The sequence below is a fragment of the Bradyrhizobium sp. SZCCHNS1050 genome, from assembly GCF_032484785.1.
Classification (GTDB): Bacteria; Pseudomonadota; Alphaproteobacteria; order Rhizobiales; family Xanthobacteraceae; genus Bradyrhizobium.
Genome location: NZ_JAUETR010000001.1, coordinates 4382286 through 4408281 on the forward strand (window position 1 = coordinate 4382286; position 25996 = coordinate 4408281).

Sequence of the window (25996 nt, forward strand, 5' to 3'; positions counted from 1 at the left end):
ATCGGAGGCGTCTCGAAAGATGTCTCGGCCTCGACAGATGCGGCTCTCCTCAAAAGAGGGCAGAATAGGGGAGAAAGCGTCTTTGAGGGCGACGCTCTCGAACGTGTGCGCAAATTTGTTCACGGTGATGCCATTGACAATAAAACGGCGTCCCGGTTCGCTAGAAACCGAGACGACCCCAATTACAAAGCCGCAAGGCTCGTTTTGTTCCCCGGGGAACGACGGCCTTGCCGCGGCGTTAGGGGCTTATCCTCTTGCCGTCCCACAACAATTTTACGACGTACGACTTGCCGTTACGTCCAGATCGCGTGCCGAATGGATCTCTACAGCGAAGCCCATAGTCTCGGAATCCTGACAGAATTCTACGATGGTCAGGGGCACCGTCGTGTGACCGACGAAGCGGCCCTCAAGATCATCGTGGAGGCCTTTCCCAGGCCCACGCCGCATCGGCTGCTGAGCGATGCGGTGGTGATTCGCTCCGGGCAGCCCGCGCGCAGCCGCCTGACCGAGGCGGCGAAGCTGCCGGTCAGGTGGACCATCAGGCGTGGCGACGCTGAGATCGCGAAGGGAGACGCCGGCGAGGCCCTGGTCGAGTGGCCGGGTGATCTGCCGGTCGGCAGCTACCGCCTCGAGCTGGTGGATGCGTCGTCGTACCGCGAGGAGCTGCCGCTGCTCGTCGCACCGGCGAAGGCCTTCGCCGGTGATTTCGACCGCGTCTGGCTGCTGGCGGTCCAGCTCTACGGCATTCGATCCGGCCGCAACTGGGGCATGGGCGATTTCACCGACCTTGCCAATCTCATCACGCTTTGCGCCGAAATCGGCGCCGATGGCGTCGGCCTCAATCCGTTGCACGCGCTGTTCGACGATCGGCCGGGCGATTTCAGCCCTTATGCGCCGAACAGCCGGCTGTTCCTGAATGCGCTCTATGTCGATGTCGAGCAGGCCCCGGGCTTCGCGAAGGGGCCCGGCAGCCAGGTGCTGGAGCCGCTGCGGCAGGCCGAGCTGGTGGACTACAAGGGTGTGTCGGCGTTGAAATGGCCGGCCCTGCGCGCGGCCTTCGACGCTTTCATGGCTGCGCCGGCCGCCGCGGCCGCTGCGGAGTTCAACGCCTATCGGGCCGAGCGTGGCGAGCTGCTGGCCCGCTTCACCTGCTTCGAGGTGTTGCGGCATCGCTTCCAGAAGCCCTGGTGGGACTGGCCCGAGGAGTGGCGGCAGCCCGATGCTGCGCGCTGCGCGGCGCTGCTCAGCGGCCCCGACCGGAGGGAGGCCGAGTTCATCGCCTATGTGCAATGGCTCGCCGAGCGACAATTGCGCCACTGCCGGGATCTCGCGCATCGGCTGGGAATGAAGGTCGGCTTGTATCTCGACGTCGCGGTCGGCGTTCAATCCGACGGCTTCGATGCCTGGAACGAGCAGGGCGCCATTTCGCGCACGCTCTCGGTCGGGGCGCCGCCCGATCCCTTGAACACGGTCGGGCAGAACTGGGGACTCGCCGGGTTCAACGCGCCCGGACTGGCGCTGAAGAATTTCGAGCCGTTCCGGGAGATGGTTCGGGCGTCGATGCGGCATGCCGGGGCGATCCGGCTCGACCATGTGCTCGGTTTGAAGCGGCTGTACCTGGTGCCGCATGGATTTCCGGCCAAGCAGGGCGCGTACGTGCAGATGCCGTTCGAGGCGCTGCTGGCCGCGACCGTCATCGAGAGCGTCGCCAATGAATGCATCGTCATCGGCGAGGATCTCGGCACCGTGCCGGAGGGCTTTCGCGAACAGATGGCCGATTGGGGATTGTGGTCCTACAAGGTGATGATCTTCGAACGCGACGACAACGGCCGCTTCCGCGATGTCGACTTCTATCCGCCGAACGCGCTGGTGACGCTGAATACCCACGACCTCTCGACCTACGCCGGCTGGCGCTCGTTCGGCGATCTCAAGACCAAACGCGGGCTGGGCATCGATCCCGGTGAAAGCGACCAGGATCGCTGGGATGCGTTGGGGCTCTGGGACGAGGTGCTCCGCCAACACGGCATTCAAGCCAACGATGTCCACTCAGCGATCGCCTTCCTGTCGCGGACGCGGTCCCGGCTGCTGGTGATTTCCCTGGAGGATCTGCTGGAGGTGGTCGATCAGCCCAATATTCCCGGCACGATCGACGAGCATCCGAACTGGCGCCGCAAGATGCCGATCAAGCTCGAGGACATCGCCGGTGCGACCAGCGTCGCAGCGTTGAAGGCGGCGACCGCCGAACGGATCAGCCCGGCCGGCGTTTAGTACGGGGGGATTGGGGGGGCAGTTGCACGCGGATGCCAAATGTCCTGCAGGATCGAAGACTACGCCCTGATTGGCGATTGTGAGACGGCTGCCCTGGTGAGCCGGAACGGGTCGATCGACTGGCTGTGCTGGCCGGCGTTCGATTCCGACGCCTGTTTCGCCGGCCTGCTGGGTGATAGCAGCCACGGCCGCTGGCTGATCGAGCCGCGCGGCGACGTCCGATCGACGTCTCGACGTTATCGCGGCGACAGCCTCATCCTCGAGACGCGATACGAAACTGCGACCGGCACCGTCGAGATGATCGATTTCATGCCGCCGCGGGGCAGGGCTTCCGATGTCGTTCGGCTGGTCCGCGGCGTCTCCGGCCGGGTCGCCATGCGGATGGAGCTGATCATCCGCTTCGGGTTCGGCATCGAGATTCCCTGGGTCAAGCGTTCCGAGGATCGCTCCGCGCTGCTCGCCATCTGCGGCCAGGACATGGCGGTGCTGCATACGCCCGTCGCGACCCGCGGCGCGGACATGACCACGGTGGCGGAGTTCGAGGTCGCTGCCGGCGAAACCGTGCCTTTCGTACTCACCTACGGTCCGTCGCATCTGCCGGCGCCCAAGGCGATCGATCCGGATCAGGCGCTGGATGACACCGAAACCTTCTGGGCCGACTGGTCGCGGCGCTGCACCTATCAGGGCGAGCATCGCGCACTCGTGATGCGCTCGCTGATCACCTTGAAGGCGCTCACCTACGCGCCGACCGGCGGCATCGTCGCGGCGCCGACCACCTCGCTGCCGGAGAAGCTCGGCGGCCGGCGCAACTGGGACTACCGATTCTGCTGGCTGCGTGACGCGACGTTCACGCTGCTCGCGTTGATGAACTCGGGTTACACCGAGGAAGCGCTGGCCTGGCACAACTGGCTGCTGCGCGCCGCGGCGGGCGCTCCCGCCTACATGCAGATCATGTATGGCATCATGGGCCAGCGGCGGCTGATGGAGTGGGAGGCCGAGTGGCTGCCGGGCTACGAGGGTGCCCAGCCGGTGCGGATCGGCAATGCCGCGCATGCGCAGCTCCAGCTCGACGTCTACGGCGAGCTGATGGATGCCTTCCATCAGGCCCGCATGACCAAGCTCAAGCTGGACGACGGCACCTGGGACCTGGAATGCGCGGTGCTCGACCATCTCACCGACGTCTGGGACCAGCCCGACCACGGCATCTGGGAACGCCGCGGCGATGGCCGTCACTACGTGTTCTCCAAGGTGATGACCTGGGTGGCGTTCGATCGCGCGATCAAGAGCGCGGAGAAATTCGGGTTCAAGGCGCCGCTGGAGCGCTGGCGGCGGCTGCGCGAGACGATTCATCACGATGTCTGCGCCAAGGGCTACGACGAAAGCCTCGGCAGCTTCGTCGAGTCCTATGGCTCGCGGCTGCTCGATGCCAGCCTGCTGCTGTTGCCGGCGGTCGGCTTCCTGCCGTGCTCCGATTCGCGCATTCGCGGCACGGTCGACGCGATTGAGGAGCATCTGCTGCGGGACGGCTTCGTGCTCCGGCACGATCCGCGCGAGGTCCCGCCGGACGAGCAGCAGCCGATCGAAGGCGCGTTCCTGGCCTGCACGCTGTGGCTGGCCGACGCCCATGTCCTGGCGGGCGATACGGAGAAGGCCGAGACGCTGTTCCGCCGCGTGGTGAACATCGCCAACGACGTTGGACTGCTGGCCGAAGAATACGACACCGAGGCACGGCGGCAGACCGGCAACTTTCCCCAGGCGCTGACCCATATCGCGCTGATCAACACGGCGCAAAATCTGAGCAGCGCCAAGAAGGCCAGCGACAAACCCGCAAGGCAGCGGTCGGGAGCCTGAGCTGCCGCGCGTCAGCTTGCGGATGAGCCTTGCGCGTTTTCCGCCAGGATCATCTCCATGGCATTGGCAAAGCCTTCGTCCTGATTGGACGTGGTGATGCGCTTGGCTTTGCTCTTCACCTCGTCGCTGGCATTGCCCATGGCGATCGACAATCCGCTCACCTCGAACATCGCGACATCATTGTGCATGTCGCCGATGGTCGCGACCTGGTCGAGCGGAACGCCGAGCCGCTTGGCCATCGCCGTGACGAAGGTGCCCTTGTTGCGCCCGGGCGGAGTGATGTCGAGATAGTAGCTCTGCGAGCGGACCGCCGTCGCCTCGGTCCCCAGCGTCTGCTGCATCTGGCTCTCGCAGTGCGCCAGCAGCTCGAAATCGCTGCTGGCGCCGACGATCTTGCAGGCGTTCGACAGATAGGGGGAGAAATCGTCGACGATCGTCGGCTCCGCGCGTATCGCGCGCCGCTCGTTCGGGACGTACTCGCCGTCCGGATTGCGCGTCAGCCAGGCATCATTGGTGAAGACCCAGATGTCGACCCTGGATTGTTGGAGAAGATCGACGCAGCGCGCGGCGGCCGCGGGCGGGATCAGGCTCTGCTCGAGCGGGCGCATGTCAGCGCCGATGATCGAGCTGCCGTTGAAGGGGCCGACCGGAAGGCTGATCTGCAGCGGCTCGATCAGAAAGCGCATGCCGATCGCAGGGCGGCTCGAGGTGAGCGTGAAGGCGACGCCACATTCGTGCAGGCGTCGTGCCACCTTCGCGGCCCGCTCGGTCAGAACCTTGTCCTTGGTCAGCAGCGTGCCGTCGACGTCGGATACGACGAGAGCGATGCGGGTCATGAGCCCTTCCTGTTCGCGGGTCAGGCGCAGCCCCGACCGGCGTGAAGCTGTTGCATGATGTCGTCCACGATCGCCGCGACTGGCGCGTCGACCGAGACTGTAATGGGACGCTCGGCGGCGTCAGGTGGTTCCAGGGTGGCGAATTGGCTGGCGAGCAGGCCCGGCGGCATGAAGTGCCCCTTGCGATGGCTCATCCGTCCGCCGATCAGCTCCTGACTGCCTTGGAGATAGACCATGCGGACATCGTTACAGCCGCCGACCAGGATATCGCGATAGGCCTTCTTGAGTGCAGAGCAGGCGATGATGATGTGCTGGCCCGCAGTACGGCAACGCGCGATCTCCTGGGCAATCGCCTGCAGCCAGGGCCAGCGATCCTCGTCCGTGAGCGGGTGGCCGGCGCTCATCTTGGCGACGTTTGCGGGCGGGTGAAAGCTGTCGCCATCCTCGAAGCGCCAGCCGAGGCGTTGCCCCAATGTTTTCCCGATCGTGCTCTTGCCGGAGCCGGACACGCCCATGATGACGAGCGCATGGGGCAGGTCAGATGTCGCCACTTCGCCCCTCCGGCCAGGCCTCGCTGTCGATGAGCAGGATCGTCTCCCGATTTGAGCGGGCGCGATTGGCCGGCAGGTCCTCACCGGCCAGCACCCGCGTCATGATCGCGCGCTTGTCGGTACCGGCGATCTCAAACAGCATGGTTCGGCAGGAGGCGAGCGCAGGCAAGGTCAGGCTGATCCGCGGCACGAAGGGAGCGACGTGAGCCTTGTCGACGCCGACGACCCAGCGATCGGCGACATCAACGGCGGGAAAACCGGGGAATAGCGACGCGACATGGCCGTCGGGGCCGATGCCGAGCAGCACAAGGTCGAACAGCGGCCGCGCGGGGGCGAGCCGCCCGGCGCCGTAGAACGCTTCCAGCGTGCGCTGATAGTCGCGGGCACTGGCCTCCGGGTCCGACCTATCGGTCGCGATCGGGTGGATGTTGGCGGCCGGCGCGCAGGCATCGAGGAACGCGTGGCGGGCCATGGTCATGTTGTGCAGGGGATCTCCGGCCGGAACATAGCGCTCGTCGCCGATGAACCAGTGCACGCGCGGCCATGCAATCCGCTCGCGATAGGCGTCCGTCGCCAGCAGCTGATAAAGCTGCCTCGGGCTCGATCCCCCGGTGAGGCAGACGGCTATGGTCCCCGGATTTGCGTCGATGCGGGCCAGGAGATGTTCGGCCGCGACCCTCGCCATCGTCGCCTGGTCCGCGACTCGCACGAGTTTGCGGTTCTGCGGCCCGGCCACGGCTAAATCAGCTTGCGCCAGCTGCGGCCGTCGCGGGCCAGGAGATCGGCCGCCGCCTCAGGTCCCTCGCTGCCGGCCGCGTAGGAATGCAGGCCATCGCGGCCGGCCTTCTTCCACGCCCCGATGAACGGCTCGACGGCCTTCCAGCCGGCCTCGACGCTGTCGGCGCGCTGGAACAGGATGTTGTCGCCGATCATGCAGTCATAGATCAGCGTCTCGTATCCGGTGGCGGGCTCGGCCTGGAAATAGTCCTTGTAATTGAACTTCATCTGCACGCCATCGGTGCGGATGGTGGGGCCGGGCACCTTGGTGTTGAACTGCAGCGTGATGCTCTGGGTCGGCTCGATGCCGATGACCAGATAGTTCTCGGCCAGGGTCTCGATCGGCGTGCAACTGAACATCGCGAACGGCGCCTGGCGGAACTTGATCGCGACCTCGGTGCGCTTGGCGCCGAGCGCCTTGCCGGTGCGCAGATAGAACGGAACGCCGGCCCAGCGCCAATTGTCGATCGTGAGCTTGAAGGCGGCATAGGTCTCGGTGGTGCTGTTGGGGCGGACGTCCTTGCTCCTCAGATAGTCGGGTAGCTCGGCATCGCCGATCATGCCAGCCGTGTACTGGCCGCGCACCGAATTGAGCAACGCCTCCCGTTCGCTCAACGGCTGGATCGCCGACAGCACCTCCGCCTTCTCGGAGCGGACGGTATGCGCATCGAACCGTGCCGGCGGCTCCATCGCCACCAGCGACAGCAATTGGAATAGATGGTTGGGGACCATGTCGCGCAGCGCGCCAGTCGCGTCGTAGAAGCTGCCGCGCGTGCCGACGCCGAGCTTCTCCTCGACGGTGATCTGCACGTGGTCGATGTGATGCCTGTTCCAGATCGGCTCGAACATGCCATTGGCGAAACGCAGCACCAGGATGTTCTGCACCGTCTCCTTGCCGAGGTAATGATCGATCCGGTAGATCTGGTGCTCGGTCACGAGCTGCAGAAGCTCGTCGTTCAGCTTCTTGGCCGAGGCGAGGTCGGTGCCGAACGGCTTTTCCACCACGAGGCGGCGCCAAGCCTTGCCGTCCTCGCGCAGCAACCCGACGCGCCCGAGCTGTTGCGCGATCGGCGCAAAGGCGCTCGGCGGCGTCGCGAGATAGAACAGCCGATTGCCGTGGGTCTCCCGCGCGGCTTCCAGCTTTTCCAGCTTCGCCTTCAACTGATCGAAGCTTTCCGGCTCCTTCGGATCGGCCTCGATCGCAGTCACGCATTGCAACAGGCGCTGCGCGATCTCATCCTCGATCGGGCGTGTGGCGTATTTGCGTAGGCCTTCCATGAGATTGTCGCGCAGTTGCTCGCTCGACGTGCCCTTGCGGGCAATGCCGACGATGCAGAACCTGTCCGGCAGCAGATGATTGGCCGCGAGATTGTAAAGCGATGGCAAGACGAGCCGATGGGTCAGATCGCCGGTCACACCGAAGATCACGAAGGCGCAAGCGTCAGGCTTCTGATGTTGCGGCTGGTGCGGATGCAGCGGGGTCACGCGCGGTCGTCCCTGGGCTTGACGATCTCGGGCGCGCTCTGGCGCGCCGGGTCTGGGTGCTGTTCAGGCTCCTTGTGCCCGCCAAAGCCTTCGCGCATCGCCGAGAGAATCTTTTCCGCGAAGGTGTGCTCCTGGCGCGAGCGGAAACGGGCGAACAAGGCGGCGGTCAACACCTCGGCCGGCACCGCTTCGTCGATCGCCGCATTCACGGTCCAGCGGCCCTCGCCGGAATCCTCGACGTAGCCGGAATATTTCTCCAGACCGGGCTGCCGCGCGAGCGCGCTGGCGGTGAGGTCGAGCAGCCAGGACGGAATGACGCTGCCGCGGCGCCACACCTCGGCGATGTCAGCGAGATCGAAGTCGAAGCGATGCGCCTCGGGCAGCGCCGCGCTGTTCGCATTCCTGAGGATGTCGAAGCCCTCGGCATAGGCCTGCATCAGGCCATATTCGATGCCGTTGTGGATCATCTTGACGAAATGGCCGGCGCCAGTCGGCCCCGCATGGATGTAGCCCTGTTCGACGCGCGGGTCGCGGCCGTCACGGCCCGGTGTGCGCGGGATGTCGCCGATGCCTGGCGCTAGCGTCGCGAAGATCGGATCGAGCCGGTCGACGACCGGCTTGTCGCCGCCGATCATCATGCAGTAGCCGCGGTCGAGGCCCCAGACTCCGCCGGAGGTGCCGACGTCGACGTAGTGCAGACCGCGCTCCTTGAGCGCCTTGCCGCGGCGGACGTCGTCCTGCCAGAAACTGTTGCCGCCGTCGATGACGACGTCGTCTCGGCTCATCAGCTTGGTGAGCTGCTCGACGGTGGCTTCCGTGATCTTGCCGGCCGGCAGCATGACCCAGGCGTGCCGCGGGAGGGCGAGTTTGCCGACGAACTCCTCGAGGCTCGCGGCGCCGGTGGCGCCCTCGGAAACCAGCGCGGCGACGGCCTTTGCGTCGCGATCATAGACCACGCAGGCGTGTCCGGCGCGCATCAGGCGGCGCACGATGTTGCCGCCCATCCGCCCGAGACCGATCATTCCCAATTGCATCGACGATGCCCTTCCTAGCTCAGCGCTTCACTGATCGCGCTGTCGAGCATCTTCAGGCCCGATTTCAGATTGCCCTTGAGATGGACCCGAAGAGCCCTACGCCCGCGCTCGGTGAGTACGTCGAAGTCGCCGCGCGCCTGCGCCGCCTTGATCACGCCGAAGCTCGCCTTCTGCCCGGGGATCGGCAGATCCTGGGCATCGTCGGCCGTGATCTGGAGAAACACGCCGCTGTCCGGACCGCCCTTGTAGGCCTGGCCGGTCGAGTGCAGGAAGCGCGGACCGAACTCGGCGCAGGTGGCGAGGTGCTTGGCATCGCGCAGCCTCAGCCGGATCCGCTGCAGCGTGTCGATATTGCCTGCGTTGCGGTCGATATAGCCGAGCAGGGCGATGTAGTCGCCGTCGCCGGCGCGGCCGAGATGCGCCTTCAGCCAGGACGCGAGCGTGCCGTCGGCGCCATGCTCGCGCAGGCTCTCGACGTTCTGTGCATCCGTGTAGAGCTCGCAGCCCTTGATCGAGACCACCGGCTCCTCGGCCGGCAGCGCGCCGCTCTGCTCGAACGCCGCCGTCAGCTCGCGGGTCTTGATCTTGGCCCATTCGACGTCGGGCTGGTCGAACGGGTTGATGCCGAGCACGGCGCCGGCAACGGCGGTCGCCATTTCGAAGCGGAAGAATTCCTGGCCGAGCTGGTCGATCGACTTCATGACGATGCGCACGACCGGATGGCCGGCCTCCTCGAGCGCGGCGAGCTTTGCATCATGGCCGGCCACGTCGTCGCCGCCGATCCTGATGTCGATGAAGAAGCGATCATGACCGTAGACCTCGGGCGAGGCGACTGGCTCGCCATCGATCGGGATGAGGCCCTTGCCTTCCTTGCCCGTGGACTCCGCGATCAACTGCTCGGCCCAGGCACCGAAATCGGCGATCTTGGGCGAGGCGAAGATCGTTATCTTGTCGCGGCCTTCGAGGCCGGCGAGACCCATCGCCAAGCCGAGCTGAACGCCCGGGTTCTGCGGCGGCGGCACGTCGGGCCCGCAGGAGCGCACCATTGACAGCGCCTGCGTAATCAGCCTGCGCACGTCGATGCCGGCGGTGGCGGCCGGCACCAGGCCGAACGGCGACAGCACCGAATAGCGGCCGCCGATGGTCGGCTCGCCGTGGAAGATGCGGGCGAAGCCTTGCGCCTTGGCCGCCTTCTCCAGCGACGAGCCGGGATCGGTCACGGCAATGAAGCGATGGCCGGCCTTCTTCGGCCCGATCGCCTCGGAGACGCGCGCGAAGAAGTAGTCCTTCATCGCGTTCGGCTCGGTGGTGCCGCCCGACTTCGAGGAGACGATGAACACCGTACGGGTGATGTCGATCGCCTTCTCCATCGCGCGCACCTGCGCGGGGTCGGTGGAATCGAGCACGTGCAGCCTGGGGAAGCCGGCCCTGCGCGGGAACGTCTCGGCGAGCACTTCCGGCCCGAGGCTGGAGCCGCCCATGCCAAGGACCACGGCGTCGGAAAACTTCTGTCCCTTCACCCGCTGCGCATAGTCCTCATAATCGGCGATATCGGCTTTCTCCGCGCTGGTCAGCCAGCCCAGCCATTTGTGCTCGTCATGGCCGGTCCAGACCGTCGCATCCTTATGCCAGAGCCGGCGGATCCTGGCGTCCTTGCGCCAGTCCTCGGTCGCGGAGGCGACCTTCTTCTCGAGATCAGCAGCAACGGCGATCGTCTGCTGCCCAAGTCCTGTCCCCAGCACGACGGCGCGCTTGTGCGCAACCGCGCCGTAGAGCTTGTCGGCGGCGTCCGCGAACTGCCTGACGCCGTCGACCACGAGATCTGCGGTGATGTCGTCGAGCGAGATGCCGGTCTTCGCCAGATCCTCCAGGGCGGCCTGGGCGGCGTCGACGTCTTCCTCCAGGCTGTCGCGCACCTCTCCGTGATCGCGGAAGGCGTCCAGCGTGGCCGGCGGCACGGTGTTGACGGTGTTCGGCCCGATCAGCTCCTCGACATAGAGGACATCGCTGTAATCCTTGTTCTTGGTACCTGTGGAGGCCCAGAGCAGCCGCTGCGGCTTGGCGCCTTGCTCGGCCAGCCGCTCCCAGCGCGCGCCTGCGAACAGCCGCTTGTAATCCTGATACGCCATCTTGGCGTTGGCGATGGCGGTCCTGCCCTTGAGCGCCGCCAGCCGCTCCTTCTCCGAGGGATCGTTGGCCTGGGCGATCTTCTCGTCCAGTTGCTTGTCGACCACGCTGTCGATGCGGCTGACGAAGAACGACGCCACGCTGGCGACATGCGACGGATCGCCGCCGGCGCCGACGTAGGCCTCGAGGCCGGCAATGTAGGCTTCGGCGACCTGCCGGTAGACGTCTTGCGAAAACAGCAAGGTGATGTTGACGCTGATGCCCTTGGAGATCAGGTGCTGGATGGCCGGCAGGCAGGCGTCGGTCGCCGGCACCTTGATCATCAGATTCTTGCGGTCGACCGCCTTCCAGAGCTGTTCGGCCTCGGTGATGGTCGCTTTGCTGTCCATCGCCAGATAGGGCGAGACTTCGAGGCTGACGAAGCCGTCATTGCCATCGAAGCGGTCGTAGACCGGCCGCAGCACGTCGGCAGCATTCTGGATGTCCTCGACGGCGACGGCCTCGAACAGCTGCGTCGGCGATCGATCGCCGTTCTTCAGCGCCGTGGCGATCGGCGCGTCATATTCATCGGAGCTGCCGATCGCCTTCTCGAAAATCGCGGGATTCGAGGTGACGCCCTTGACGCCATCCTCATCGATCAGCCGCTTCAGGTCGCCTTTGGCGACGAAGCCGCGTGCGAGGAAATCGAGCCAGACCGCCTGGCCGTGTTCTTCGAGAGCTTTGACCGGATTCATGATGCCTATCTATGTGCGTCGGCTTGCTTTTTCGGGTTCCCGCCTGGCGGCCTGCCAGGTCGTGGACCTCACATGAACAACTATGCGCCAGCCCACAGGAGAACGCCATTCATAATGGATTGATCCCTCTGGAATCCCAAGAGCTTCGCGCCGGGCTCGACGTGCCGGCGGCGCGCGCCCCGCGGGAGACGTGCAGGCAGCCTGAAGCCTGCTGCCGACCGTTCGACCAAGGCGTGGCGAAGGTTCGCCAAGCGCGGCCAGCGTTCGGCTCGCGTCGGCCTCCGCGACACCCGCGCGCCGGAGGTCTCCCATCGTCGCGAGCAAATGCCGTCGATCAAACCTTCTCCGCCTTGCAATGCCGGAAAGCGGCCACATGTGTTCTGGGTAATGGTGCCTCACGTCACGGATCAAGGCGAGCGTCTTGCGATTGTCGCGTCGGCTGCGGCTCGTGATCGGCGGATAACCCATGATGCTTTCTGCTTGCAGACATTCGGTGGCGAGCCGCAACCTGATCATGGCAATGATCAGCATCGAGTGATCCGTCCGGTTTCGGCCGCGCGTTACGTCACGGCATTCGATTCTAGCGGTGAACATGTGTGCGGATGGCTGTGAGATGCGCGCGTTCATCGCTCGCCTGATCACGATGACGTCGCGTGAGCGATGGTTGACGTGCGCGCAGCGGGGCCATCTGTTCGACCACCGTGGCCGGCGCGCATCATGTCGCGCCACGAATGAGACATTCGCTGCCTGGCGCAGCTGCGCGACCGTTGGCGTTCACTCGCGGTTCACTTCCGGAAGACAGACTGATCCCGGAGCTGTCACGCCACCAGTTCACGTGGCTTCACAACACCTTGTGCGGCGCAGGAAGACTACGGTGCCGGGGTATTGCGGATGTTGCGAAGCAGAGACAATGGGGTACAAATGGGGAGAGTCGGCCGGCGTTTGCCGAACTATTGAGCGAAGTGCATGTTGATAGGGCATATGCTGCATGCACTTTGCGTTGCGGAAAAGGACGAAGACGGTGCCCAATGGGGGCTAGCGCGCTTCACTCTGAGTCGGTTCGGGATCAGCAGGAACGTACTTGGATCTCGGCCCGTTGCAGCAGTGCAGCGGAACCTACGTGGAGAGGGATCATGTACAACGATTCGTTGTTCAACGCGTTCGCAAGGTCGTTCGAGGCACGCAGCCAGACCGACATGTCGATGCAGGAATATCTAGAATCGTGTCGAACCGACCCGATGCGATACGCGAACGCCGCTGAACGACTACTAGCTGCGATCGGTGAGCCTCAGATGATCGATACGGCCAAGGACCCACGCCTTGGCCGTATTTTTTTGAACCGGACGGTTCGGCTGTATCCCGCGTTCGCCGGCTTCTACGGTATGGAAGACACGATCGAGCGCATCGTCGGATTCTTCCGTCACGCCGCGCAGGGTCTCGAAGAGCGCAAGCAGATCCTCTATCTGCTCGGACCGGTCGGCGGCGGCAAGTCGTCGCTCGCCGAACGGTTGAAGCAGTTGATGGAAACTCATCCGATCTACGTGCTCAAGGCGGGAGATGAGTTGAGCCCCGTGTTCGAGTCGCCGCTCGGCCTGTTCGATCCCGACACGCTGGGCCCGATGCTCGAGGAGAAATACGGCATTCCGCGCCGCCGCCTGTCGGGCCTGATGAGCCCGTGGTGCTACAAGCGGCTCGAAGCCTTCGGCGGCGACATCTCGCAGTTCCGCGTCGCCAAGATCCAGCCGTCGCGGCTGCGCCAGATCGGCATCGCCAAGACCGAGCCCGGCGACGAGAACAACCAGGACATCTCCTCGCTGGTCGGCAAGGTCGACATCCGCAAGCTCGAAACCTACGCCCAGAACGATCCCGACGCCTACTCCTATTCGGGCGGCCTCAACCGCGCCAACCAGGGCATCCTCGAATTCGTCGAGATGTTCAAGGCGCCGATCAAGATGCTGCATCCGCTGCTGACGGCGACGCAGGAGGGCAACTATATCGGCACCGAGAACATCGGCGCGATTCCCTACAATGGCGTGATCCTCGCCCACTCCAACGAGGCGGAGTGGCAGAGCTTCAAGACCAACAAGAACAACGAGGCCTTCATCGACCGGATCTGCGTCATCAAGGTGCCGTACTGCCTGCGCGTCACCGAGGAGCGCAAGATCTATGAGAAGCTGATCCAGGGCTCCGAGCTCTCCGCCGCGCCCTGCGCGCCCGCGACCTTGGACACGCTCGCCAGATTCTCGGTGATGTCGCGCCTGCGCAAGCACGAGAATTCGACGTTGTACGCCAAGATGCGGGTCTATGACGGCGAGAGCCTCAAGGAGTCCGATCCGAAGGCGCGCAGCGTGCAGGAATATCGCGACGCCGCCGGCGTCGACGAGGGCATGGACGGCATCTCCACGCGCTTTGCCTTCAAGGTGCTGGCTGCGACCTACAATCACGACACGGCGGAAGTGTCGGCCGATGCCGTGCATCTGATGTACGTGCTGGAACAGTCGATCAAGCGCGAGCAACTGCCCGAGGAGATCGAGAAGCGCTACCTCGAATTCATCAAGGCGGATCTGGCGCCGCGCTACGCCGAGTTCATCGGTCACGAGATCCAGAAGGCCTATCTGGAATCCTACTCCGATTACGGCCAGAACCTGTTCGACCGCTACGTCGACTACGCCGATGCCTGGATCGAGGATCAGGACTTCAAGGATCCCGATACGGGACAGCTGCTCAATCGCGAGCTGCTGAACCAGGAGCTGACCAAAATCGAGAAGCCGGCCGGGATCGCCAACCCGAAGGATTTCCGCAACGAGGTTGTCAAGTTCTCGCTGCGCTTCCGGGCCCAGAATGGTGGCAAAAATCCGTCCTGGACCTCCTACGAAAAGATCCGCGAAGTCATCGAAAAGAGGATATTCTCGCAGGTCGAGGATCTGCTTCCGGTCATCTCGTTCGGTACCAAGAAGGACGGCGAGACCGAGAAGAAGCACGACGACTTCGTCGCGCGCATGGTCGAACGCGGCTACACCGAGCGGCAGGTCCGCCGGCTGGTCGAGTGGTACATGCGCGTGAAGCAGGCGGGTTGATCGTGGTCCGGCGCCGATGTTCACTGCAGGTGCGGCAGGCCATCGGTCTGACGTCGGCGCCAGGGCTACGAAACGAGCGAAACGTTCGACGCTGAGCTTCGCTGGGAGGCGTCGGACAGGCAGAGGGTGCCGTTGCAGTGTCGGGTCCGATACTGCACCGCGGCATCGCGGCGGGGGAGAGCAGGAGTCGAAGCCGCTGCAGCAGGAGGCGTATGGAACGTGGTCATGCACATCATTGATCGGCGCCTGAATCCGGGCGGCAAAAGTCTCGAAAATCGCCAGCGATTTTTGCGCCGCGCCAAGGCCCTGGTTCAGGGAGCGGTCAAGAAGACCTCGCAGGACCGCGACATCAAGGACGTGCTGGAGGGCGGCGAGGTCTCGATCCCGCTCGACGGCATGGACGAGCCTCGCTTCCGCCGCGAGGGCGGCACCCGCGACATGGTGTTGCCCGGCAACAAGAAGTTCGTCGAAGGCGACATCCTGCCGCGCTCCGGCGACGGCAGCGGCCGCAAGTCGGCGCCCGGACAAGGCGACAGCGAGGACGCGTTCCGCTTCGTGCTGAGCAAGGAGGAGTTCGTCAACCTCTTCCTCGACGATCTCGAACTGCCCGATCTCGCCAAGCGCAAATTCGCCGAGGCCGAGAGCGAGGGGCTGGTACGCGCGGGCTATTCGACCTCGGGTTCGCCGGCCAATATCTCGATCAGCCGCACCGTCACCCGCGCCTTGGCCCGCCGCGTCGCGCTGCGCCGTCCGCGGCCGGAGGCGATTGCCGAGCTCGAAGCCCAGCTGGAGCAGGAGACCGACGACGACAAGCGCGCCGCGCTTCTGGCCGAGATCGAGGCGCTGAAGGCGAAGGCCAAGCGCATCCCCTTCATCGACCCGATCGACATCCGCTACCGGCGCTTCGAGGCCGTGCCGAAGCCGATCGCACAGGCCGTGATGTTCTGCCTGATGGACGTGTCCGGCTCGATGTCGGAGCACATGAAGGACCTCGCCAAGCGATTCTACATGCTGCTCTACGTGTTCCTGACCCGGCGCTACCGCCATGTCGAGATCGTCTTCATCCGCCATACCGATCGCGCCGAGGAGGTCGACGAGCAGACGTTCTTCTACGGACCGGCGTCCGGCGGCACCTTGGTGTCGAGCGCCTTGCAATGCATGCACGACATCGTCCGCTCGCGCTTCCGCCCGTCGGACTGGAACATCTACGCGGCGCAGGCCTCCGACGGCGACAACGCCACCTCGGATTCCGAGAACGTCGCGCGGCTCTTGACCGACAACATCCTGCCGGTGTCGCAGTTCTTCGCCTATCTCGAGGTCGGCGAATCCGGCACCTATTCGTTCGAGATGCCCGACTCGGCGCTGTGGTCGCTGTATGAGCGGCTGCGCGCCAATGGCGAGCCGCTGTCGATGCGCAAGGTCCGCGACCGCAGCGAGATCTTCCCGGTGTTCCACGACCTGTTTCAGCGTCGCGGCACCACGCAGGAGAGGGCGGCGTCATGAGCGGGTTGCTGTTCGAGGGCGCAGACTGGAATTTCCTCACCCTGCAGCGCATCCACGATGCCTGCGAAGCCGTCGCCGAGAAGGAGCTCGGGCTCGACACCTATCCCAACCAGATCGAGGTGATCACGGCCGAGCAGATGCTCGACGCCTATTCCTCGGTCGGCATGCCCCTGTTCTACAAACACTGGTCGTTTGGCAAGCACTTCGCCTATCACGAGGCCTCGTACCGCAAGGGCCTGATGGGCCTCGCCTATGAGATCGTGATCAACTCCTCGCCCTGTATCTCCTATCTGATGGAGGAGAACACGGCGACGATGCAGACCTTGGTGATCGCGCACGCGGCGTTCGGCCACAACCATTTCTTCAAGAACAACTATCTGTTCAAGCAGTGGACCGACGCCGACGGCATCCTCGACTATCTCGATTTCGCCCGCGGCTACATCGCGCAATGCGAGGAGCGTTATGGCCGGCTCGCGGTCGAGCATACGCTCGACGCGGCGCATGCGCTGATGTCGCACGGCGTCGACCGCTATCCGGGCAAGAAGAAGCTCGACTTCCGCGAGGAGGAGAAGCGCGCCGGCAAGCGCAGGCTCTACGAGGAGGGCCAGTTCAACGATCTCTGGCGCACGGTGCCGACCGGCCCGGTCAAGACCAATGCGATGCTGAACGTCGAGCGGCGCCGCGCGCTGCTCGGCCTCCCGCAGGAGAACCTGCTCTATTTCCTGGAGAAGACCGCGCCGCGGCTGGCGCCCTGGCAGCGCGAGTTGCTGCGCATCGTTCGCCACATCGCGCAGTATTTCTATCCGCAGGGCCAGACCAAGGTCATGAACGAGGGCACGGCGACCTATGTGCACTATCGCATCATGAACCGGCTGCACCAGGACGGCCGCCTCACCGACGGCAACTTCCTGGAGTTCCTGCAGTCGCACACCAACGTCGTGTTCCAGCCGGAGTTCGACGATCCGCGCTTCTCCGGCTTCAACCCATATGCGCTCGGCTTTGCGATCATGCAGGACATCGAGCGCATCGTGAAGGACCCGACCGACGAGGATCGCGAATGGTTTCCGGACATCGCCGGCACCGGCGACGAAATGGCGGTGCTGCGTGACGTCTGGGCGAATTATCGCGACGAGAGCTTCATCAGCCAGTTCCTCAGCCCCAACCTGATCCGGCGCTTCAAGCTGTTCCATTTGCATGACGATCCGGCCGAACGCGCCGGCATCCTGGTCGACGCCATCCATGACGAGCGCGGCTATCGTCGCATCCGGCGCGAGCTGTCGAAACAGTACGATGTCGGCTACATCGACCCGAACATCGAGGTGGTCGATGTCGATCTCGCCGGCGATCGCCGCCTGATGCTGCGACATACGGTGGTCAAGGGCGCCCAGCTCAACGAGACCGACACCAAGCGCGTGCTGCAGCATCTCGCCGATCTCTGGAGCTACGACGTGTCGCTGGTCGAAGTCGACGCCGCCACCGACAAGGTGCTGAAGGAGTACGTGCTCAATCCCCGGATACAACCGGCGGCCGCCTAGCGCGGCCGCCAAGCCCTGAGCGACGTCAGATTTCCGCGAAGATCTCCAGCAGATTGCCGTCGGGATCCCTGAAGAACAGCGTCCGATGGCCGAAGGGCTGGTCCCTCGGCTGCTCCAGGAGCGCGACGCCCTTCTCCGTCAGCTCGGCCGCGCAGCGGTCGACGTCGACGCGTCCCACCTTGAAGGCGAGTTGAAGCGCCGCGCTTCCCGGCGGTGTCGGCTGGTGCGATGTCAGCCGCTGCGGCCGAGCGAGCGCGAGCGTGTTGGAGCCGATCTGAAATTCGATCCACCCCTGCGACAGTTCCCGGAGCAGCGGAAAGCCCAGGACCTCCTCGTAGAACTGCCGCATGACGTCCCAGTCGCGGGCGAGGATCACCGTGTAGTCGATGGCGCGAATGGCGCGAAATGCGGACACCCTCTTTACATCATTGGTCACGATCTCTCCCTCCCGGCCGGCCTCACCAAGCTTTTCCATCCCGCGTCGAGTGGCGCAAGGCTGATGAGCCCGCTATGGTGCCCGCCGTTGGCCGGGTGGTTGCAGCCGGCCGTTGCGGACGATGATCAAAGCTCGGGCGTAAGGCGCGTGGTTGGACCAAAGGAGACGGCGGCAACGGATCGGCGGGACCGGTTCATTCCGATACGCAAGTCCGACGTCCTGGACACCGTCATTTCGCATGGCGGCCTGGATGACGCCCTGGCGGCCGACCTGCGCCAGCTGGCGCACATGCTCGGCGCCATCCTGCACCACGAATATTTCGACGAGCTCGATCGGCTGCGCGACGTCTATTTCGACTTCGATCCCGAGGTCCCCGCCGGCCGCCATCGCTCCGCTCAGGAGCTCGACACCGCCTATTGCAACCTCACCGACGAATTCGTCCGGGTGCTGAGCGAAGCGAACTTCATCGAGATCAGCCACGATGAGATCGAGCGCGCCTTCGCCGAGCACGCGCTTGTCAGGGTCAAGCTGAGGGCGCCGGTCTCCGACTTTCGCGCCGTCCGCATGTTCCGGCGCGGCACGCATCAAGAGACCATCGAGGTCCCCATGCTGTATGGCCTGCGGAGGCGCAAGCAGGAGATCGAGGTCTACGACGACATCATCCTGATGGTCGCGACCAGGCCAGACGAGCCGTCTCAGAAGAAGCGCAAGACCGCCGCCTGGCGTGGCCGCAACAAGATCCGCGGCGGCGCGGTGCTGTTCAAATATTTCCGCCACATCGCGCGCTTCGACCTCGAGGCGCTGCTGCCGAACGTCCGCGTCGTCATGGGCCTGCGCGAGCAACTGACGCTGGGCGTGCCGGCGCTGGTCGGCGGCGTACCGATCCTGCTCAAGCTGGCTTCGACGCTCACCGTGCTGTTCATCGTCGCCGGCTTTTATCTCGGCCTCAGCGGCACCGTGCACGACAACGATACGGAGCAGGCGCTGGCGGCGCTGTCGGGATTGTTCGCGCTCGGCGCCTTCATCCTGCGGCAATGGGGCAACTTCCATCGCCAGTCGCTGATCCATCAGAAGCAGGTCACCGACAACATCTACTTCCGCAACGTCAACAACAATTCCGGCATCTTCAACTATTTGATCGGCGAGGCCGAGGACCAGGACTGGAAGGAAGCGATGCTGGCCTATGGCGGCCTGCTGCTGGCGTCGGTGCCGCTCTCGCGTGCAGCATTGTGCAGCCATGTCGAGGAGTTGCTGCAGCAGATGTTTGGATTGAGCCGCGCGTTCAATGTCGAGGAGGCCTTGATCAGGCTGCGGGAGTTCGGCCTTGTGACCGGCGGAGATGACGCGCTGTCCGCGCTGCCGCTGCGCGAGGCGATCGCGCAGCTCGATCGCGTCTGGGCAAGCGCGTTGCGGGCGTAATCGTCATCAACGATGACGGGCCTCATGGTTCAAGACGCGCCTGCGGCGCTCCTCATGATGAGGAGCGAGGGCGCGGCTCACCAGGATATGCCGAGCTGTCGCAACGAACGATCTGATAGTTAGTTACTCCGTCATGGCCGGGCTTGTCCCGGGCATCCACGTGGTTATCAGCGTGCCGAACGACGTGGATGGCCGGGACAAGCCCGGCCATGACGTGGAGATAGACAAGCGCAAAACTCCGATTGTGAAATGCGATAGCCCCGCCAGAAGCGGGCGCAATGCACTCCACCTTTGTCCTGAGGAGCCCGCCGGAGGCGGGCGTCTCGAAGGACGGTTACAGAGCGCACGCTCTCCACGCAGCGGTCTGCCTAGCGCAGACTCGCATTGATCTTGTCGAGCGCGGCCTGGCCCGGGCACAGATCCGCGGCCTCCAGCCGGTTGAGCGGGCGTTCCACCGTGTTGAGGTGGCTGTGCAGATCGTCGGCCTCAGGGTCGACATAGAGCAGGCCGGTGACGATCTGGCCTTGCGCGGCATGCTTCTGGAGGAAGGTCATGGCGCCGAGCCGGTCGTGCGGGTCGTAGTCGGCGTCGATCTTGCGCAGCGCCAGCCTGGAGCCGTCGTGCTGCTCGACGATCTGCACCGTGCCCGGATCCTGGTCGATCTCGATCGGATCGCGCCCGGTCAGCACGTCCAACCGGTTCACGGCATCGTTGTGCTCGCGGACATAGTCGAAGCTCTTGGTTGAGCCGGCGTGATTGTTGAACGCGATGCACGGGCTGATGACGTCGATGAACGCCGCGCCCTTGTGCCGGATGGCGCCCTCGATGATCGGCACCAGCTGCTTCTTGTCGCCGGAGAACGACCGCGCCACATAGGTGGCCCCGAGCTGCAGCGCGATGCCGACCAGGTCGATCGGATTGTCGGTGTTGGTGACGCCCTTCTTCGACTTCGACCCGCGGTCGGCGGTCGCCGAGAATTGGCCCTTGGTCAGGCCGTAGACGCCGTTGTTCTCGACGATATAGGTCATGTTCACGCCGCGCCGGATCGCGTGGGCGAACTGGCCGAAGCCGATCGAGGCGGAATCGCCGTCGCCGGAGACGCCGAGATAGATCAGCTCGCGGTTGGCGAGGTTGGCGCCGGTCAGCACCGAGGGCATGCGGCCGTGCACGGTGTTGAAGCCGTGCGAATTGCCGAGAAAGTAGTCCGGTGTCTTCGACGAGCAGCCGATGCCGGAGATTTTTGCCACCCGATGCGGCTCGATCGACAGCTCGAAGCAGGCCTCGATGATCGAGGCCGTGATCGAATCGTGGCCGCAGCCGGCGCACAAGGTCGAGATCTTGCCCTCGTAGTCGCGATGGCTGTAGCCGAGTGCGTTCTTCTTGATGCCGGGATGCTGGAATTTCGGCTTTGCGATGTAGGTCATGAGAGCACCCTGTCGCCCAGTGCCGTCATGGCCGGGCTTGTCCCGGCCATCCACGTGGGAGTCCGAGGAAAGAGAGGCGTGGATGCCCGGGCCTTCGCCGCGCCGGAGCGGCTCCGGCCGCGCAGGCGGGTCAAGCCCGGGCATGACCGTGGAGAGAGTGGCTGTAAAGTCATGACACCGCCTTGCGCAGCGGTGTGACCTTGATGTGGTCCTGGTGGTCGCCGATCGCATCGGCGATGAAGCGCGCCGTGATCGGCGTGCCGTCATAATGCAGGATCGGCACCAGCCGGACCGGGTCGATGCCGTTCTCGGTGACGATCAGCTGGCGCAGCTGCGCGTCGCGGTTCTGCTCGACCACATAGACGAAGTCGTGCTCGGCGATGAAGCTCGCCACGCTCGAATGGAACGGGAAGGCGCGGATGCGCAGGCGGTCGAGCTGACAGCCGCGCGCCTCCAGCAGTCCGATTGCCTCGTCCATCGCCGGCGCGGTCGAGCCGAAATAGATCACGCCATATCTGGTCGGCTTGCTCGCATTGGCCTGCAGCGGCCGCGGCACCATGTCCTGCGCGGTCTGGAACTTGCGCAGCAGGCGCTGCACGTTGTCGGCATAGACGGCGCCTTCCTCGGAATAGCGCGCGTAGCGGTCACGCGAGGTGCCGCGGGTGAAGTAGGAGCCCTTCGTCGGATGCGTGCCGGGGTAGGTGCGGAACGGAATGCCGTCGCCGTCGACGTCGAGATAGCGGCCGAAGTCGCGGCCTTCGTCGAGCATTTCCGCCGTCATCACCTTGCCGCGGTCATACTGCTTGGCGTCGTCCCACTTCAGCGGCCGGGACAGCCGCTGGTTCATGCCGATGTCGAGATCGAGCATCAGGAAGATCGTGGTCTGTAGCCGCTCGGCGAGGTCGAACGCCGCAGCGGCAAACTCAAACGCCTCCGCCGGATCTTCGGGGAACAGCATCACATGCTTGGTATCGCCGTGCGAGGCATAGCCGCAGGCGATCAGGTCGCATTGCTGCGTCCGCGTCGGCATGCCGGTCGAGGGGCCGGCGCGCTGCACGTTCATGATCACGGCCGGGATCTCGGCAAAGTAGGAGAGGCCGATGAACTCGGTCATCAGCGACACGCCGGGGCCCGATGTCGTGGTAAAGGCGCGGGCGCCGTTCCAGGACGCGCCAACCACCATGCCGATCGAGGCGAGCTCGTCCTCGGCCTGCACGATCGCGTATTTGGCCTGCCCGGTTTCCGGATCGTGCCGCAGTTTCTTGCAGTGGTTGCTGAACGCTTCGGCCAGCGACGACGACGGCGTGATCGGGTACCAGGCGCAGACCGTGGCGCCGCCATAGACGGCGCCGAGCGCGGCGGCGTTGTTGCCCTCGATGAAGATGCGGTCGCCGACCTTGTCGGCCTTCTTGATGCGCAGGCCGATCGGGCACTTCAAATTCTGCAGCGCCCAGTCGCGGCCGAGATGCAGCGCGTGGACGTTGGAGGAGAGCAGCTTCTCCTTGCCCTTGTACTGCTCACCGATCAATTGCTCGATCAGCTTCGGATCCATGTCGAGCAGCGCTGAGAGCGCGCCGAGATAGATGATGTTCTTGAACAGCTGGCGCTGGCGCGGATCCGAATAGGTCGAGTTGGTGATCGCGGTCAGCGGGACGCCGATGACGGTGATGTCGTCGCGGAACTTGGTTGCCGGCATCGGCTTGGTGGAATCGTAGAACAGATAGCCGCCCGGCGCGATACCGGCGACGTCCTTGTCCCAGGTCTGCGGGTTCATCGCCACCATCAGATCAGTGCCGCCGCCGCGGGCGCCGAGATGGCCCGCTTCGGTGACGCGCACCTCGTACCAGGTCGGCAGGCCCTGGATGTTCGACGGGAAGATGTTGCGCGGGCTGACCGGCACGCCGTGGCGGAGCACGGCGCGCGCGAAGAGTTCGTTCGCGCTGGCCGAGCCGGAGCCGTTGACGTTGGCGAAGCGGACGACGAAGTCGTTTACGCTGCTGAGCGGCGCTTGCTGGGACATGCGTTACCTGCGTGAGTCGTCTCGATGAAATATTTCTGCATGTCCCACGCACCGGTGGGACAGCGCTCGGCGCACAGGCCGCAATGGAGGCAGACGTCCTCGTCCTTCACCATCACCCGCCCGGTCTTCAGATCCGACGACACGTAGAGGCTCTGGTCGACATGCGGCGCCGGCGCCTTCAGGCGCGAACGCAGATCCGCCTCCTCGCCGTTGTCGGTGAAGGTGATGCAGTCCATCGGACAGATGTCGGCGCAGGCGTCGCATTCGATGCACAGCGTGTCGGAGAACACCGTCTGCACGTCGCAATTCAGGCAGCGATGCGCCTCGCCGAGCGCGAGCTTGACGTCGTAGCCGAGCTCGACCTCGGCGCGGATGTCCTTCAGCGCGACCACCTTGTCGCGGTGCGGCACCTTGAAGCGCTTCTCGGACGAAACGTCGTTGTCATAGCTCCATTCATGGATGCCCATCTTCTGCGAGGAGACATGCACCTCGGGCAGCGGCCGCTCGGTGATGTCCTCGCCGGACAGCAGGCGGTGGATCGACAGCGCCGCCTCGTGGCCCTGGGCGACCGCCCAGATGATGTTCTTCGGACCGAACGCCGCATCGCCGCCGAAGAACACTTTCGGGTTGGTCGAGACGAAGGTTGTCGGATCGACCACCGGCATGTGCCATTTGTCGAACGCGATGTCGCAATCGGCCTCGATCCAGGGGAACGCGTTCTCCTGGCCGACGGCGACCAGCACGTCGTCGCACTCATAGGTGACGTCGGGCTCGCCCGACGGCACCAGCGAGCGACGGCCGCTGGCGTCATATTCGGCCTTCACCTTCTGGAAGGTGACGCCGGTGAGCCTGCCATTGTCGTGATTGAAGGCGACCGGCACGAGATAGTTGAGGATCGGAATGTCCTCGTGCAGCGCGTCCTCCTTCTCCCAGGGCGACGCCTTCATCTCCTCGAAGCCGGAGCGCACGATGACCTTGACGTCCTCGCCGCCGAGCCGTCGCGCGGTGCGGCAGCAATCCATCGCGGTGTTGCCGCCGCCGAGCACGATCACGCGCCTGCCGATCTTGTCGGTGTGTCCGAACGAGACGCTGGAGAGCCAGTCGATGCCGAGATGGATGTTCGCGGCGGCTTCCTTGCGTCCGGGAATGTTCAGCTCCCGGCCGCGTGGCGCGCCGGAGCCGATGAAGATGGCATCATAGTTCTCGGCCAGCAGCGTCTTGAGGCTGTCGACGCGATGTCCGGCCTTGTAGTCGACGCCGAGGCCGAGCACGTAGCCCGTCTCCTCGTCGATGACGCTGTCGGGCAGGCGGAATTTGGGGATCTGCGAGCGCATCATGCCGCCGGGCTTTGGGTCGGCATCGAACACGGTGCAGTGATAGCCGAGCGGCGCGAGATCGCGCGCCACCGTCAGCGAGGCCGGGCCGCCGCCGACCAGCGCGATGCGCCGGCCGTTCTTCGGGGCAGGGCGCGGCAGGCGCTGATGGATGTCGTCCTTGAAATCGGCCGCAACGCGCTTCAGGCGGCAGATCGCGACCGGGCTTTCCTCGACACGCCCCCGTCGGCAGGCGGGCTCGCAAGGGCGATCGCAGGTGCGTCCGAGAATGCCCGGGAATACATTCGATTTCCAATTGATCATGTAGGCGTCGCTGTAGCGACCCTCAGCGATCAGGCGGATGTATTCAGGGACCGGAGTGTGTGCGGGACAAGCCCATTGGCAGTCGACCACTTTGTGAAAGTAGTCGGGGGCCGAGATATCAGTCGCTCTCATTCATACCCTGTCCGCGCGGCGAACCATGAGCGCGCGGCCTTCCTGACGTGAGGACGACTGCTTGTTCAGGATCGGCTAGGGATCGATGTGGGTCCGGAGCAGGTCCTGTTCGTCGCCCTTCTGTTTTTTGAATGGCTCAATTGAATAGTCTTATCAGACTAGAGCCATTCCAAGGCGCGCACAAAGGCAAATTTGCAAAGCTGCCCCTCATGCACAGTGTGCGGCGCCGCATTGCCGGCCTGATGCTGCCACGTGTTGCGATGCGGCATTTTCGGTGACGATAGATTGCGAGGATGATGATAAATTAAAGAATGGAGGGTGGAGCACGCGGGTTGCCACGCACTCCGCCGTCATGCCCGGGCTTGTCCCGGGCATCCACGTCGTTCCCAGGATGCCGCACAACGTGGATGGCCGGGACGAGCCCGGCCATGACGATGTGGAGAGAGGCGGGATCTAACTCACTTCGCCGCCGCGATGTCGGCGCGGCTCAAGTCCCACATCAGGCGATAGATGCCGGCCGAGATCTGCGTCGCCAGCGGACCGTCGATCGCCGCGAAGCGGGTGGTCATCAAGGTGGCGATGGCATGACTGTCGGTACCGTCGATGAGGATGAACCAGTCGGCATCGCGCGAGCTCGCAGGAACTCCGGCCGCGGGACCGGAGAGGTCGGCATCGCCTTCGAGCAGATGCATTGAGATGATGCCCCTCAGCTTGCTTGGGTCGAGCTCGACCTGCAGCGCGTCGCGCAACGCTTTGTCCTGCCCGGGTTTGGGCCGCAGGCGGATGATGCCCAGCACGGCGCCGCGACCGGCGCCGATCGAGATCGTGATGCGCGCGACGCTGCGGATCATGTTCTTGAACCGCGCCATCACCGCCTTCGACCATTCCGTCGGCGACTCCAGCCGGGCGCGGTAGGCCGCGCTGTCGAGCACGTCGATCGTTTCGGTCGAATACAGGCAGAGATATTTCGGGCTGCCCTGCTCGGCGACATAGCGTCGCGCCTCGATGAAGCCGGGGATGGCCACGCGCTCTTCGAGATGCTCGCTGTCATACCAATGGTTGAAATCGGCTTCATGCTCAGCATCGATGTTCATCGATGTCAAAAGCATGCCTTTCCCGGCGATGGGCATTGCAGATGTCCTTGTTCAGC

The 25996-nt window shown here is 64.6% G+C and carries 18 protein-coding genes; 6 read left to right on the forward strand and 12 right to left on the reverse strand.

What is annotated here, in order from left to right:
* The first annotated feature begins 315 nt into the window (after positions 1-315).
* Positions 316-2268 carry a 4-alpha-glucanotransferase gene (gene malQ / locus QX094_RS19790; RefSeq protein ID WP_315750204.1) on the forward strand — a complete coding sequence of 651 codons (1953 nt, stop codon included), beginning with the start codon at positions 316-318 and terminating at the stop codon, positions 2266-2268.
* 39 nt (positions 2269-2307) lie between these two features.
* Positions 2308-4119 carry a glycoside hydrolase family 15 protein gene (locus tag QX094_RS19795; RefSeq protein ID WP_315750205.1) on the forward strand — a complete coding sequence of 604 codons (1812 nt, stop codon included), beginning with the start codon at positions 2308-2310 and terminating at the stop codon, positions 4117-4119.
* Positions 4120-4130: 11 nt separating this feature from the next.
* On the opposite strand, the gene QX094_RS19800 is transcribed toward QX094_RS19795, so the two are convergent.
* Genes QX094_RS19800 through QX094_RS19830 form a run of 7 tightly spaced genes read right to left on the reverse strand, consistent with a single transcriptional unit; the run spans position 4131 to position 12194 of the window.
* Positions 4131-4955 (reverse strand): HAD family hydrolase, encoded by an 825-nt coding sequence (locus tag QX094_RS19800; protein WP_315718003.1) that lies wholly within the window; start codon positions 4953-4955, stop codon positions 4131-4133.
* Between the two features lie 20 nt (positions 4956-4975).
* The gene (locus tag QX094_RS19805) at positions 4976-5506 is read right to left on the reverse strand and encodes a gluconokinase (RefSeq protein ID WP_316188096.1); all 531 of its coding nucleotides are present in this window, start codon (positions 5504-5506) and stop codon (positions 4976-4978) included.
* Positions 5493-6242, reverse strand: a complete 750-nt coding sequence (pgl, locus tag QX094_RS19810; protein ID WP_315718005.1) for a 6-phosphogluconolactonase — start codon at positions 6240-6242, stop codon at positions 5493-5495. The genes QX094_RS19805 and pgl overlap by 14 nt, the downstream gene beginning before the upstream one ends.
* Positions 6243-6244: 2 nt before the next feature.
* Positions 6245-7768 (reverse strand): glucose-6-phosphate dehydrogenase, encoded by a 1524-nt coding sequence (gene zwf / locus QX094_RS19815; RefSeq protein WP_315718006.1) that lies wholly within the window; start codon positions 7766-7768, stop codon positions 6245-6247.
* Complete coding sequence (gnd, locus tag QX094_RS19820; RefSeq protein WP_315718007.1) at positions 7765-8802, reverse strand: phosphogluconate dehydrogenase (NAD(+)-dependent, decarboxylating); 1038 nt, start codon at positions 8800-8802, stop codon at positions 7765-7767. The genes zwf and gnd overlap by 4 nt, the downstream gene beginning before the upstream one ends.
* Before the next feature lie 14 nt (positions 8803-8816).
* Complete coding sequence (locus QX094_RS19825; RefSeq protein WP_316188097.1) at positions 8817-11663, reverse strand: bifunctional transaldolase/phosoglucose isomerase; 2847 nt, start codon at positions 11661-11663, stop codon at positions 8817-8819.
* 9 nt (positions 11664-11672) lie between these two features.
* Positions 11673-12194, reverse strand: coding sequence for a hypothetical protein (locus QX094_RS19830; RefSeq protein ID WP_315750206.1), 522 nt, complete (start codon positions 12192-12194; stop codon positions 11673-11675).
* Between the two features lie 602 nt (positions 12195-12796).
* On the opposite strand from QX094_RS19830, the gene QX094_RS19835 reads away from it, so the two are divergent.
* The 3 genes from QX094_RS19835 (at position 12797) to QX094_RS19845 (ending at position 17778) form a co-directional block, all read left to right on the forward strand.
* Positions 12797-14740 carry a PrkA family serine protein kinase gene (locus QX094_RS19835; protein ID WP_315718010.1) on the forward strand — a complete coding sequence of 648 codons (1944 nt, stop codon included), beginning with the start codon at positions 12797-12799 and terminating at the stop codon, positions 14738-14740.
* 225 nt (positions 14741-14965) lie between these two features.
* A complete protein-coding gene (locus QX094_RS19840; protein WP_315718011.1) occupies positions 14966-16243 on the forward strand; it encodes a YeaH/YhbH family protein in 1278 nt (425 codons plus the stop codon).
* Positions 16240-17778: a SpoVR family protein gene (locus tag QX094_RS19845; protein ID WP_315750207.1), complete on the forward strand. Its 1539-nt coding sequence runs from the start codon at positions 16240-16242 to the stop codon at positions 17776-17778. The genes QX094_RS19840 and QX094_RS19845 overlap by 4 nt, the downstream gene beginning before the upstream one ends.
* Before the next feature lie 25 nt (positions 17779-17803).
* Here the strand turns inward: QX094_RS19845 and QX094_RS19850 are convergent, their stop codons facing one another.
* Positions 17804-18214: a VOC family protein gene (locus QX094_RS19850; protein ID WP_315750208.1), complete on the reverse strand. Its 411-nt coding sequence runs from the start codon at positions 18212-18214 to the stop codon at positions 17804-17806.
* A 147-nt stretch (positions 18215-18361) separates the two neighbouring features.
* Here QX094_RS19850 and QX094_RS19855 point away from each other — a divergent pair, with 147 nt between their 5' ends.
* Entirely contained in the window at positions 18362-19633 is a 1272-nt protein-coding gene (locus QX094_RS19855; RefSeq protein ID WP_315750209.1) for a TMEM143 family protein, read from the forward strand.
* A 368-nt stretch (positions 19634-20001) separates the two neighbouring features.
* On the opposite strand, the gene QX094_RS19860 is transcribed toward QX094_RS19855, so the two are convergent.
* From QX094_RS19860 to QX094_RS19875, 4 genes are all read right to left on the reverse strand, one after another.
* Positions 20002-21057, reverse strand: coding sequence for a 2-oxoacid:ferredoxin oxidoreductase subunit beta (locus QX094_RS19860; protein WP_315718016.1), 1056 nt, complete (start codon positions 21055-21057; stop codon positions 20002-20004).
* Between the two features lie 169 nt (positions 21058-21226).
* Positions 21227-23077: a 2-oxoacid:acceptor oxidoreductase subunit alpha gene (locus QX094_RS19865; RefSeq protein ID WP_315718017.1), complete on the reverse strand. Its 1851-nt coding sequence runs from the start codon at positions 23075-23077 to the stop codon at positions 21227-21229.
* Entirely contained in the window at positions 23047-24846 is a 1800-nt protein-coding gene (locus QX094_RS19870) for an FAD-dependent oxidoreductase (RefSeq protein ID WP_315718018.1), read from the reverse strand. The genes QX094_RS19865 and QX094_RS19870 overlap by 31 nt, the downstream gene beginning before the upstream one ends.
* A gap of 458 nt (positions 24847-25304) precedes the next feature.
* Entirely contained in the window at positions 25305-25976 is a 672-nt protein-coding gene (locus QX094_RS19875) for a DUF4286 family protein (protein WP_315750210.1), read from the reverse strand.
* Positions 25977-25996: the final 20 nt, after the last annotated feature.